At 40.0% G+C, this 13318-nt stretch carries 13 protein-coding genes; 10 read left to right on the forward strand and 3 right to left on the reverse strand.

All coding sequences use genetic code 11. The annotated features are described in order from the left end of the window. From HMPREF9075_RS13895 to HMPREF9075_RS10065, 7 genes are all read left to right on the forward strand, one after another. The coding region (locus tag HMPREF9075_RS13895; RefSeq protein WP_009416474.1) for a hypothetical protein at positions 1-410 on the forward strand (410 nt) is incomplete at its 5' end. A gap of 54 nt (positions 411-464) precedes the next feature. Beyond that, a complete protein-coding gene (locus HMPREF9075_RS10040) occupies positions 465-2498 on the forward strand; it encodes a thiol:disulfide interchange protein (protein ID WP_009416475.1) in 2034 nt (677 codons plus the stop codon). Positions 2499-2511: 13 nt separating this feature from the next. Further along, positions 2512-4134 (forward strand): S41 family peptidase, encoded by a 1623-nt coding sequence (locus HMPREF9075_RS10045; protein WP_009416476.1) that lies wholly within the window; start codon positions 2512-2514, stop codon positions 4132-4134. Positions 4135-4152: 18 nt separating this feature from the next. Continuing rightward, positions 4153-5631, forward strand: a complete 1479-nt coding sequence (gene proS / locus HMPREF9075_RS10050; protein ID WP_009416477.1) for a proline--tRNA ligase — start codon at positions 4153-4155, stop codon at positions 5629-5631. Between the two features lie 96 nt (positions 5632-5727). Continuing rightward, positions 5728-6405, forward strand: coding sequence for a hypothetical protein (locus HMPREF9075_RS10055; RefSeq protein WP_009416478.1), 678 nt, complete (start codon positions 5728-5730; stop codon positions 6403-6405). 117 nt (positions 6406-6522) lie between these two features. Beyond that, complete coding sequence (locus HMPREF9075_RS10060) at positions 6523-6741, forward strand: hypothetical protein (RefSeq protein WP_034557514.1); 219 nt, start codon at positions 6523-6525, stop codon at positions 6739-6741. After that, positions 6738-7058 (forward strand): Txe/YoeB family addiction module toxin, encoded by a 321-nt coding sequence (locus tag HMPREF9075_RS10065; RefSeq protein ID WP_009416480.1) that lies wholly within the window; start codon positions 6738-6740, stop codon positions 7056-7058. Before HMPREF9075_RS10060 ends, HMPREF9075_RS10065 begins: the two co-directional genes overlap by 4 nt. A gap of 30 nt (positions 7059-7088) precedes the next feature. On the opposite strand, the gene HMPREF9075_RS10070 is transcribed toward HMPREF9075_RS10065, so the two are convergent. From HMPREF9075_RS10070 to HMPREF9075_RS10080, 3 genes are read right to left on the reverse strand one after another with little or no spacing between them, the layout of a single operon-like run. After that, positions 7089-7529 (reverse strand): dCMP deaminase family protein, encoded by a 441-nt coding sequence (locus HMPREF9075_RS10070; protein WP_034557516.1) that lies wholly within the window; start codon positions 7527-7529, stop codon positions 7089-7091. After that, the gene (locus HMPREF9075_RS10075; RefSeq protein ID WP_009416482.1) at positions 7489-8418 is read right to left on the reverse strand and encodes a bifunctional riboflavin kinase/FAD synthetase; all 930 of its coding nucleotides are present in this window, start codon (positions 8416-8418) and stop codon (positions 7489-7491) included. Before HMPREF9075_RS10075 ends, HMPREF9075_RS10070 begins: the two co-directional genes overlap by 41 nt. Next, a complete protein-coding gene (locus tag HMPREF9075_RS10080; RefSeq protein ID WP_009416483.1) occupies positions 8415-10187 on the reverse strand; it encodes a long-chain fatty acid--CoA ligase in 1773 nt (590 codons plus the stop codon). The genes HMPREF9075_RS10075 and HMPREF9075_RS10080 overlap by 4 nt, the downstream gene beginning before the upstream one ends. 295 nt (positions 10188-10482) lie before the next feature. Between HMPREF9075_RS10080 and HMPREF9075_RS12925 the strand changes: the two genes are divergently transcribed. The 3 genes from HMPREF9075_RS12925 to HMPREF9075_RS10095 all read left to right on the forward strand — a co-directional run. Next, a complete protein-coding gene (locus HMPREF9075_RS12925; RefSeq protein WP_083476198.1) occupies positions 10483-11784 on the forward strand; it encodes a pseudouridine synthase in 1302 nt (433 codons plus the stop codon). Beyond that, the gene (gene lpxK / locus HMPREF9075_RS10090) at positions 11777-12784 is read left to right on the forward strand and encodes a tetraacyldisaccharide 4'-kinase (RefSeq protein ID WP_009416486.1); all 1008 of its coding nucleotides are present in this window, start codon (positions 11777-11779) and stop codon (positions 12782-12784) included. The genes HMPREF9075_RS12925 and lpxK overlap by 8 nt, the downstream gene beginning before the upstream one ends. Positions 12785-12814: 30 nt before the next feature. Then, positions 12815-13318: thioredoxin fold domain-containing protein (locus tag HMPREF9075_RS10095; RefSeq protein ID WP_009416487.1), on the forward strand; the 504-nt coding region annotated here is incomplete at its 3' end.

Raw genomic sequence — 13318 nt, forward strand, 5'->3', positions numbered from 1 at the left:
TGCGCCACACACTTTGGCAAACTTTCAAAGTTTGTCAAAGTTTTTCTGGAACATTCCCCCCAAAACCCCACACCTCCCACAAGTCCCATCAATTCAAAATTCTTCTCACCGAACCTTCAGCGAAGGATGAGCGAAGGATAACGCACTCCCCCAAGTCCCAACAGTCCCCCCGCTGGCGCAAGCTTGTAGCTCGTGCCCAATTCAAAATTCAAAATTCAAAATTCAAAATTCCCCCGTCCCCTCAATTCAAAATTCTTCTCAAAGCATTAATAATTAAACATTATTTTGTACCTTTGCCCCCTGCAAAAGCAGTAATAGTTTTTGGCACAATATATGCTATACTTCTTTGGCAAGCGCTATGCCCCAAAGAGAGTGCCGCACAAGTAATTTTTATAAAACATACATTTTAACCATTGAATATTAAACATTTAAAATTTTAAATATTAAACATTATAAAAACAATAATGAGAAAATTTATAACACTGATAATGATAGCCTTTACAGTAGCTGTATCCGGACAGATACACAACCCTGTAAAATGGACTACACAAGCCCAGAAAATTAACGACAACGAATACAACTTAGTAGCCTTTGCTACAATAGAAAACGGTTGGAAACTCTACGGACAGCACCTGCCTGCCAACGGACCTGTACCCACCACCTTCACCTTTGAAAAACAAGAAGGCTATGAGCTAGTAGGCACACCCGAAGAGTCAAAACCTATCGTAAAGCACGACAACGTCTTCGATATGGAAATAGCCTATTTTTACAATCGGGCTACTTTCACACAACACATCAAGCTCACACAGCCCTTGCAAACTATCAAAGCAAGTGTTGAATTTATGAGCTGTAACGACCACAGTTGTCTCCCCCCAGATACTGCCGACTTAGAGTTTACCCTGCCCAATACCACCAGCAGTGCAGTCGCTACAGCCACCCCCCAATTTAGCTTTACCCTCACCCCCGATGACAATACAGCAGCTACCGCTACCAGCAATACAAAAGCAGTAGCTACCCCCACCGATAGCGCCACCAATGATGCCCCAGTAGGGCAAATGGGTATATGGACGATATTCATTATCTCCTTCTTTTCAGGTTTTGCAGCATTGCTTACCCCCTGCGTGTTCCCAATGATACCAATGACGGTGAGCTACTTCACCAAACAAAGTAAATCAAAAGCCAAAGGTATTAGAAATGCCGTTATCTACGGACTTTCCATCATTGTCATTTACGTGCTTTTAGGTTCCGTAGTTACCGCAGTTTTTGGCTCCGATGCGCTAAACGCTTTGGCAAGTAGCTTCTGGTTCAACCTCATATTTTTCATTATCTTAGTAGTTTTTGCAGTGTCCTTCTTAGGAGCATTCGAACTTACTTTGCCTAGCTCGTGGAGTACTAAAATAGACGCCCAAGCCGACCGCAGTGGCTTTGTAGGCATCTTCTTTATGGCGTTAGCGCTCGCTATAGTGTCATTCTCTTGCACAGGACCCATTGTAGGCACGCTCTTAGTGCAAGCCGCTTCCGAAGGGGGCATCGCTCCTATTATGGGAATGTTTGGTTTTTCATTGGCTATAGCACTTCCTTTTGCCCTTTTTGCAGCCTTCCCAGGTTGGTTACACTCAATGCCTAAATCAGGCGGGTGGCTCAATACAGTCAAAGTAGTATTAGGATTTTTAGAGCTCGCTTTAGCATTCAAATTCTTATCAAATGCCGATTTGGTAGAACAAAGCCATTGGTTCGAACGCGAAGTATTTATCGCCATTTGGATAGCAATATTTGGTGCTTTGAGCCTCTATTTGTTTGGCAAAATACGCTTGCCACACGATGACAACGAAAGCCGTATTTCAGTAGGCAGATTGTGCTTAGGCTTGCTCACCCTCAGCTTTACGATTTATATGCTACCAGGGATGTGGGGCGCACCACTAAACCTTATCAATGCGTTCCCACCTCCACAACATTATAGCGAATCACCTTACGGAGTAGGCTATACTGCCGGTGGCAATGCAACAGGCGTAGATGAAGGCAAGTTACCCGAAGGAGCTCACTTGTTTAAGCCTCATAATATTGTAACTTTTGACGATTACGATAAAGGATTGGCATATGCCAAACAGGTAAATAAACCCGTATTGTTAGATTTTACAGGCTGGTCGTGTGTCAATTGTAGGCGTATGGAGCAAAATGTATGGCCAGACCCTCAGGTGCTTGATGTGTTGCGCAATGAAGTCGTGCTTATTTCACTTTATGTAGATGACAAACGCCCACTGCCCGAAAACGAAGTAAAACCTTCGCAAGTGCGTGAAGGCAAAATGATAAAAACAATAGGGCAGAAGTGGACAGAATTCCAAACACTTCGTTATAAAGCCAATACCCAACCCTTTTACGTGTTGGTAGGGCATAACGAAGAAAACCTAAACACACCAATTGGCTATACACTCGATACCGATGAAGCCGAAGAATTTTACCAATGGCTAAAAACAGGTATTGGTGCATTTAAAAAATAATTAGGGAATCCTGATGAAAAATAAATACTATATACTCCCCACGATTATAGGAACAACTTTAGCTTTAGGATTGATATTAGGCAGGCAGCTGGCTAATATCTATATCCCAAAGCCACCCCCTCCTTTACCCGTAGTGATTGCCGATACAATTCCACAAAGCCCTTATATGGAAAAACTCGGCAAGCTGATGGATTATATAGAAGAGGATTATGTTGATAAGGTAAACGCCGATAGTATTGTCGATTTAACGATCAATAGCATTTTGAGAAAGTTAGACCCGCACTCTACCTATATTGCGAAAAACAACATACAAGAGGTAGCCGAAACGATGAGTGGTAAGTTTGTAGGCGTAGGTATTAGCTTTTATGTGTATCGCGATACCATAGCTGTCATTAAAACCATTGAGGATAGTGATGCCCAAAAAAAAGGAATCCGCTTTGGCGACCGTATCTTGATGGCAGGCAAGGATACCCTCTATAAAAAACACCTCAGTACCGAAAAAATCAAAAATATACTGAAAGGCGAAATGGAATCTCGCGTAGATTTAACCATTTACCGAAAAAACAAAGACAGTATATTTACCGTGCCCATACAGCGCAAGTTTATCCCTATCAAGAGTGTAGATTGCTATTATAAGGTGAATGATACATTAGGCTATATTCGTATGAATAGATTTGCCGAAACCACTACCGAAGAATTTACCAATGCCCTCAAAGCACTTGATAAGGAAGGAATCAATAGCCTGATATTAGATTTGCGCAACAATTCGGGAGGCTTTTTCAATGTAGGTATACAAATAGCCGATGAGTTTTTGCGTAAAAACAAAATGATTGTATTTACCAAAAACAATCGCAAAGAAACCGAAGAAACTTATGCCACCGATGGAGGCTTGTTCGAAAATCGTCCTGTATTCGTATTGGTCAATGAAAATTCAGCTTCAGCAAGCGAAATTGTAGCAGGAGCATTACAAGATAATGATAGGGGAGTGATTGTAGGCAGGCGTACCTTTGGTAAAGGATTGGTACAGAGCGAAATGCCTTTACCCGATGGCTCAGCAGTACGGCTTACTACAGCACGTTACTACACTCCCACAGGGCGTTCTATACAGAAACCTTACGCTTATGTGCAGCAACGCCGCAGTGTCCCTATAGATAACGCTACAGTCCCCGATTCGCTTAAGTTTAAAACGCCTAAAGGGAAAATAGTCTATGGTGGTGGCGGTATCTACCCCGATGTGTTTGTACCTATTGATATGAAACCCGAAAGTTATCTTGTGAATGAGCTCTTAAGCTCGGGGCTTACAAGTTTCTTTCTGTTTGAATATTTAGACAAACACCCCGCTCTAAACAACAAACCCTATAAAAACTATTTTATCAACGAGTATAAAATTCCGAAAGAAATGCTCACCGCCTTTGCTAAATTTTTGCGTGATAGGCGTATTAGTATTAACTTTGCAAAAAACGGAAAAGATATTACCAAGCACCTAAAAGCAAATTTAGGCGAAATATGGTTCAATGAAAATGTAGCAGGAATGATACGTAACCAGGGCGACCTCTATATAGAGGAATGCTTGCACTATCTGAAACCTCCAAAACACACCTCTACTACTAAAAAGAAACACAAAAAAAACTATTAAAAAAACGAACTAAATAGTATGAGCAAGAACTTAACCTCGCGAAGTGAAGATTACTCTAAATGGTATAACGAATTGGTCGTAAAAGCCGATTTGGCTGAAAATTCAGGAGTACGTGGCTGTATGGTGATTAAACCTTACGGTTATGCTATATGGGAAAAAATGCAGGCTGAATTAGACCGTATGTTCAAAGAAACAGGACACTATAACGCTTATTTTCCGCTGTTTGTTCCTAAGAGCTATTTTGAAGCTGAAGAAAAAAATGCAGAAGGTTTTGCCAAAGAATGTGCGGTAGTAACTCACTATCGCCTCAAAACAGACCCCAGCGAAAAAGGCAAGCTAATGGTAGACCCCGAAGCAAAATTAGAAGAAGAGCTGATAGTGCGCCCCACTTCTGAAGCCATCATCTGGAATACCTACAAAAACTGGATTCAATCCTATCGTGATTTGCCTATACTTGTAAATCAATGGGCTAACGTAGTGCGCTGGGAAATGCGTACCCGTTTGTTCCTCCGTACAGCTGAATTTTTGTGGCAAGAGGGGCACACCGCCCACGCTACCAAAGCCGAGGCAATAGAAGAAGCCGAAAAAATGATGAATGTATACGCTACTTTTGTAGAAAACTTTATGGCAGTACCTGTTATCAAAGGCGTGAAAACCGAAAGTGAGCGTTTTGCAGGGGCTGATGATACCTATTGTATTGAAGCATTGATGCAAGACGGCAAAGCATTACAAGCCGGCACATCACACTTTTTAGGACAAAACTTCGCTAAGGCTTTTGAAGTGAAATACGTGAGCAAAGAGGGAAAACAAGATTATGTATGGGCTACTTCGTGGGGGGTTTCTACTCGCCTGATGGGCGCCCTTATTATGACCCACAGCGATGACAACGGATTGGTATTGCCGCCTAATTTGGCACCCATACAAGTGGTAATAGTACCTATTTATAAAGGTACTGCCCAATTAGAGAACGTGCGTGAGCGCATTACACCGCTAATGGAAGAGCTTAAAAAACAAGGTATTAGCGTGAAGTTTGACGATCGAGATACCCAATCACCAGGTTTTAAGTTTAATGAATATGAACTAAAAGGCGTACCCGTACGCTTGGCAGTGGGGCAACGCGACTTAGAGAACCACACCTTTGAGGTTGCTCGCCGTGATACCCTCACCAAAGAAACCATCTCCGCCGATGCTATTGTTGCGCATATACAACAACTCTTAGCCGAAATACAAGAAAATTTGTACAAAAAAGCATTAGCTTACCGCGATACTCATATTACAGAGGTAAATAGCTATGACGAGTTCAAGGAATTGTTAGAAACCAAAGGCGGTTTCTTTGCAGCCCACTGGGATGGTACTGCCGAAACAGAGGCAAAAATAAAAGAAGAGACAAAAGCTACCATACGCTGTATTCCTTTAAACGGCAAAGAAGAGGCAGGAGTATGTATGTATTCGGGCAAGCCTTCGGCAAGACGAGTACTATTTGCTAAAGCCTATTAATATTGCAATATAACGAAAAAATATATAAAAATATTTGGTAGTTATCATAAAAAGAAGTATCTTTGCATTGTAATAATTAAAAAAAACATAATTACGATGAAAAAAATTATTTTATCATTAGTAGCAATTTTTGCTTTTGGTGCTGTATCAGCACAAAGTTTGGTGTCTTCTAAAGGTGAACAGTACCTTCCTAAACAAGGAGACTGGTCAATCGGTTTCAATGTAGGTAATGCTTTAACTTTCGTAGGACAGGCATTCAACGGTTCACCTTCTAACTCAGGACAAAACCTTTTTGAAGGACAAAACTTTGTTGGTTTTGGTGAAGGAGTTTTCTCTTCTACCCATTCAGTACTTACTTTTGTTGGTAAAAAGTTTGATACCGATAATACCGCTACTCGTTACATAGCAAGCTTCAACTTCAACTTGTCTAAAGATAAAGATGTAGATGCTGTAAGTAGCGTTGGTTTGGTAGCAGGTTATGGTAAAGAGTGGAGAAAAGGCGTTACTCGTTTGCAAGGTTACTATGGTGCTGATGCTTTGGTAGGATTTGTATCTCCTGCTAAAAAACAAACAGGCTTTGGCTTAGGTGTAAACGGTTTTGCAGGGGTTGAGTACTTTATCTTCCCTAAAGTAGCACTTGGAGCTCAATACACTTATGGTGTAAACTTTACTTACGCAAGTAATGGCAATACAGAAAAAAATAGATTGGGCTTCAACATCGGTGGTAAAGATGGTTTAGGAGTACTTTCAGCAACTCTTAACGCTTATTTTTAATAGAAAAAGCTACTAAAAATAAAAAAAATCAGGCACTATATAGTAGCCTGATTTTTTTTATTATGGATATTTTGTATTTACTTGAAAATGTTATATCTTTGCAAAAACAATAAAACTATGGGAGCAACAATAATACAAGCAACAGTTAATAATGTAGATTTGCCAACAATTCAACATTTGTTTAAAAGGCTTAATATAAAAACTACTATTTTAAAAGAAGAAAAAGAAGATTTTTTGATGCCTGAAGAGAGCTATTTTGCTATGATAGATGAAGCAAGAGCACAAAAAGGAATGCCAGTAACGATTGATGAACTCAAAAAAAGATATTTGAAATGATACCAAATCAGGAAAAAATATATTCTTTTGAGGAAACAAAAATGTTTTCTGACCATTTAGAAAAACATTCAAAAAATGGACAATTAAAACTAATAGAAAAAATTATTAGCTTTTTATCGGAAATAGAAAAAGATCCTAAAAAAGGAACAGGCAAACCTGAAGCTTTAAAGGGATATGGAGAACGTGATGTATGGTCTCGTAGAATTAACGATAAGCATAGGTTAGTTTACGAGATATTTGCTGAAATGAAAATTGTAAAACTATTGGCAGCTTACGGACATTATGCTGAAAAAAAAGATAAAAATAAAGCGTTTTAAACTTTGATATATTGTTTTTAACGCTTTTTTTTATTGCCCAACATCTTCTAAATGCACTACTTCTACCCCTGCTTTTTCTAAAAATACCAACCCTTCATTATCGCGATAGCCTTCTTTATATACTACCCGCTTAATCCCCGACTGATAGATAAGCTTACTACACTCTTTGCACGGCGACATTGTAATATACAGCGTTGCACCTTGTGATGATTGTGTAGAGGCAGCTACCTTCATTATAGCATTAGCTTCGGCGTGCAGTACAAACCAGTGCGTATTGCCTTGTTCATCTTCACAACAGTTATCAAACCCTGTAGGAGTACCATTATAGCCGTCAGAAATAATCATTCGGTCTTTCACCATAATAGCACCCACTTGCTTACGTTGCGCATAAGAGAGTTTAGCCCACTCCATAGCCATTCGCATATAGGCTTTATCGTAGCGCAATTGCTTTTCTCGCTGCTGTTTCGTCATTAGCTATTTGTTGTTTTAAGAGTTCTATAGAATCAAATTTTTGTTCTTCACGTAAGTATTTTATGAAATAAATGGTAATTTGATGGTCGTAAATATCGCTGTTAAAGTCAAAAAAATGCACTTCAATAGAGCTGCCTTTCCCCTCAATAGTAGGGTTTTTGCCTATGCTCATCATCCCGTATACCTTTTGTTGGTTGATAAGGCTATACACAGCATAAACCCCGTCCTTTGGGATAAGTTTATACTTGTCATCTACCACTATATTAGCAGTAGGGTAACCTATAGAACGACCCAACTTCATTCCGTGCACCACCGTACCTGTAAGGCTATAAGGGGCAGCAAGGTAGCGTTCGGCAATATCCATCTTTCCTGACAGCAGTGCATTGCGTATAGCCGTAGAGCTCACACTCACCTCATTGATTTCTTCCACAGGTATTTCTTCCACTGCAAATCCGTATTGTTCCCCAAAGCGTTCCATATCTTTTATATCAGCTGTGCGCCCTTTGCCAAAGCGATGGTCGTAGCCAATGATTACTTTTTTGGCATTAAGGCGTTCTACCAATAGGTTATGCACAAAATCTTCAGCAGTAAGATTCGCAAATTTTTCGTTGAAGGGTTGCACAATCAGTAAATCAACCCCTAAGGCTTTTAGAGCCTCTTTCTTTTCACTCAGAGTATGAATCAGTTTCAGACTATTGTCGTGCTGCACTATCATACGAGGGTGTGGAAAGAAAGTGAAGATAGTCGCCAAGAGGTTTTCTCGGCGAGCGCTCTCCACTACCTTATTGATAATTTTTTGGTGACCGAGATGTACTCCGTCAAAAGTACCGATAGTAATAACAGTAGGTTTAGGGCTGGTAAAGGTACTAATATCAGTTATTTCAATCACTTGTTGTAAAACTTGTTATAGATGTCTATATATTTTTCTTTGATAACACGGCGTTTGAGCTTTAGGGTAGGGGTAAGGTGTCCGTCATCAATAGTCCATTCATCGGGAGTAAAGGCAAAAAGTTTTACCTGTTCCCATTTGCCAAGGCGTTGGTTTACGCGTTCCACCTCTTTAGCCACACGCTCGTGCAGGATAGGGCTAGCAGCAATTTCAGCATTGGTAGTGCCTATATTTACGTTGTGGCGGCGTGCCCATTCTTTCACAAAAGGAAAATTAGGCTGAATAATAGCTGCAGGCATTTTCTCACCTTCGCCCACTACCATAGCGTTTTCTATAAATCGGGAAAGTTTAAGCTTGTTTTCAATCAGCTGTGGCGATACGTATTTACCGCCAGAAGTCTTAAATATTTCCTTTTTGCGGTCAGTGATTTTTAGGAAGCCCTCCTTATCCAATTCGCCTATATCACCAGTATGAAAAAAGCCATCGGTAATGTTTTCTTTTGTTTGCGCTTCGTCTTTATAGTAGCCCAGCATCACGTTTTCACCTTTCACCAGTATTTCGCCGTCTTCAGCTATTTTCACTTGCACATTGTTAACAGGCTTCCCTACGGTTCCTATTTTCCAATATCTTCCAGCCTCGCGGTTTACAGAAATTACAGGAGCCGTTTCAGTAAGTCCGTAACCCTCCATAATAGTCAGTCCTGCTGCCGAAAATACCTTAGCCAATCGAGGTGAGAGCGCAGCACTACCCGATACAATCATTTCTACACGACCGCCCAAAGCTTCCCGCCATTTGTTGAATATAAGTTTGTTAGCTATTTTCAGTTGTAGTTCATACCACCAGCCATTTTCGCCATAAGGTTTGTAGCGGAAGCCTAAGTTCAGCGCCCAAAAGAACAGCGTACGCTTGATGCCTGTAAGTTCAGCACCTTTGGCAAATATCTTGTCGTAGATTTTTTCTATCAATCGTGGTACTACGGTGAGGATATGCGGTTTCACCTCGCGGAGGTTATCGCTAATTTTATCAATAGATTCCGCAAAATACAATTGTAATCCATCGTATTGGTAAAGGTAAGTAAGCATCCGTTCAAACACGTGGCACACAGGCAAGAAGCTGAGTGCAGTAGACCCCGTTTTCACAGGCAAGCGGTCTTGGCAGTTGATGATGTTAGAAATAATGTTCCAGTGAGATAGCATTACCCCTTTTGGTCTACTTGTGGTGCCCGAAGTGTAGATAATAGTAGCCAAATCGTGCTTATCAATGCTATTTTTGCGCGCTTCTACTTCATTTTGGTTACTTTCATCGGCACCTAAAGCAATAATTTCGTTCCAGTTTTGGGCATTAGGCACATCGTCGAAGGTATAAATTGTTTTTAGGTGAGGTAGTTTATCTTTGATAGCCTTTATTTTTTCGTATAGAACCACGTCAGAAACCACACAATATTTGCATTCAGAGTGGTTTAGAATATATTCAAAGTCATCGGCAGTGATAGTAGGGTATATAGGGACATTTTGGGCGCCCACTTGCAGAATACCAATATCCAAGATATGCCAGTCGGTACGGTTGTTAGAAGAGATAACTGCTATTTTATCGTTTTTTTCAATACCTAAGCGCAGTAATCCCCTGCTTACGGTATTCACTTTTTTAATATATTCATCGGTAGAAGTTTCTTGCCATATCCCATTTACTTTAGTAGCCAAAGCTACTGATAAGGGGTATTTAGTTTGTTGATAATAAGGAATATCAAATAAACGAGTAACTGTAATCATATATTTTTTTGTTTTAGAGAGGCAAAGATACAAAATAATTTTGAATTGTGAATTTTGAATTATGAATTTTTACAGCCTCTCAATTCAAAATTCAAAATTCTTCCCAGCGAAGGATGAGCGAAGGATAAGCGAAGGATAAGGGATAGATAAGGCAACTACAATTCTTACAAAAAAATATTTAAAAAAAATCATAATTCAGTTTTTTTTTGTATCTTTGCCCCAAAGTTACAATGATTTAACCTAACCTGACCAAAAAGTTATCATTAAGAGTAATTAAAAAATAGAGAAATTTAATATGGAAAACAGAAAATTCAGCCGAGAAGGCAGAGAAAACTATCAGGGTAAGAATAATTATCAGGCAAAAAATAATTATCAAGGGAATAACAAACGTAGGGATTACAACAAACCTTACGAAAGCCAACAAGAAAATCAACGTAATAATAGCAATAACCGCTATAATGGCGGAAATAATCGCTATAATAATAACGAAAATCGTTATAACAATAGTGAAAATCGCTATAATAACAACGAAAATCGTTACAACAATAGCGAAAATCGTTATAACAACGGGAATAACCGCTATAATGGCGGAAATAATCGCTATAATAACAGCGAAAATCGCTATAACAACAGCGAAAATCGCTATAACAACAGCGAAAGCCGCTATAATAATAGCGAAAATCGTTACAGCAACAACGAAAATCGCTATAACAACAACGAGAACCGCTATAACAACAACGGAAATCGTTACAGCAACTCACGAGAAGGAGGCTATAGAGGCAATAATAACAATGGCTATAAAAAGCCTTTCAACAAAAAACCTTATCACCAGCCTGATAACCAAAAACCTGTAGAGTATGATTTGCCGGCTTCTACTGAAGAAATACGCCTAAATAAATACATCGCCGATGCAGGCATTTGTTCACGCCGCAATGCCGATGTCTATATTTCCTCTGGTAACGTAACCGTAAATGGCGAAGTAATGACTACCTTAGGTTACAGAGTAAAACCTACTGATGAAGTGCGTTTTGACGGTAAATTACTCTCTTCAGAGAAAAAAGAATATATCCTGCTGAACAAACCCAAAGGCTTTATTACCACTACCAACGACGAGAAAGGTCGCAAAACAGTAATGGACTTGGTAGCCAATGCTACCAATGTGCGTATCCTGCCCGTAGGACGATTAGACCGCGCCACCACAGGGCTACTATTGCTCACCAACGATGGCGAGCTTACCAAAAAACTAACACACCCCACTCACGGTGTTAGGAAAATTTACCACGTAATCCTCGACCGCAAATTAGAACTCAAAGATTTAGCAGCTATCAGAGACGGGCTCACCCTCGAAGACGGATTTATAGAAGTTGATGAAATAAGCTATATCGACCAAAAACCTAAAAACGAAGTAGGTGTAAAAATTCATAGCGGTAGGAATCGCATCGTGCGCCGCATATTTGAGCACTTAGGCTATCAGGTAGATAAATTAGATAGAGTACTATTTGCTGGGCTTACCAAAAAAGACTTGCCTCGCGGGCATTGGCGCCGACTTACACAGCAGGAGGTTATCAACCTTAAAAACTTAAAAATAGATGCCTAAACATTACCTGCTGCCCATTACCTTGCCGCTTTCGCTGCTTTGGGCAGGGGTGTTACACTTGCGCCATTGGCTATATGATAAGGCTTGGCTGAAACAAGAAGTGCTAAAACAAGTACCTACTATTTGTGTAGGCAACCTTAGCTTCGGAGGTACAGGCAAAACACCTATGGTAGAATACCTCATAAGGCTTCTACAACCCCAATACAACCATATAGGGGTGCTCAGTAGAGGATACAGGCGCAAAACACGCGGTTTTGTATTAGCCAATAACCAAACAGCTGTAACCGATATTGGAGACGAACCCTTTCAGTTTAAACGTAAGTTTGCCGAAGTAATGGTAGCTGTTTGCGAAGATAGAGCTGCAGGAGTAAAGGCTATGCTTGCACAACAATCTCCACCCCAAGTAATTATCTTAGATGATGCCTATCAGCATCGTGCTGTAAAAGCACAAAAAAACATACTGCTCACCACCTACCAACACCCGTTCAGTACCGATAACCTATTCCCAATGGGGCAACTGCGCGATGTGAAAAGTAGGGCGCAAGCTGCTGATATAGTGGTAGTAACAAAATGCCCCGCTACTTTATCAGAAAAAGATAAAGACCAAATGAAAGCGCAATTGGGGCACTATTATAAGGGAACAATTGTTTTTGCTACCATAGCCTATGACAAAAAAGTGTATGCCAATGAAAGCAGTACACCACTTATAGCGTATGCAAAAGAGCCTTTCACTTTGGTAACAGGTATAGCCAATCCAGTTCCTTTGATAGCGTATTTACAAGCACAAGGCGCTGTATTTCAGCATTTATCTTTTCCTGACCATCATCATTTTTCAGCTGATGAAATAGAAAGATTAAAGCGTGCAGGGCGCATACTTACCACCGAAAAAGATTACGTGCGATTAGAAGGAACATTGCCCAATTTGCACTACCTGCCCATAGCTATGCAATTTTTAAGTAAAGAAGACGAACAATTGTTTGGCACACTTTTTGGAATGTAAATACCATAATAACTTTTAATGTAAAAAAATATGATTAGAAAATTCATCGCTATTGCAATCGTATTGCTAACCGCTACCTCAGTGGCTACAGCCCAGCAAATAAAATGGATGACTTTTGACGAGGCTATCGCGGCACAAAAAAAGAATCCTAAAAAAATATTTGTAGATATATATACAAATTGGTGCGGACCCTGCAAAATGCTATCAAGCAACACTTTTACGAATAAAGACTTGGCTAAATATGTGAATGATAACTACTACCCAGTAAAATTTAATGGGGAAGGTAACGAAGTGGTAAATTACAAAGGACAGAAATTTGAGAACAAAGGCTATGACCCTGCTCGTTCTGAAACTCGTAACTCACCACACCCTATTACCTCTGTTTTTCAGGTAGCTGCTTACCCCACAATGCTGTTCTTAGACGAACAAGCCAATTTACTAACAGGTGTACCAGGGTATCTCACCCCTTCACAATTAGAAATATTTTTGAAATTATTTGCTAATAACGACTATAAAACGGTAACATCGCAAGAA

The organism is Capnocytophaga sp. oral taxon 332 str. F0381, assembly GCF_000318275.2.
GTDB lineage: Bacteria > Bacteroidota > Bacteroidia > Flavobacteriales > Flavobacteriaceae > Capnocytophaga > Capnocytophaga bilenii.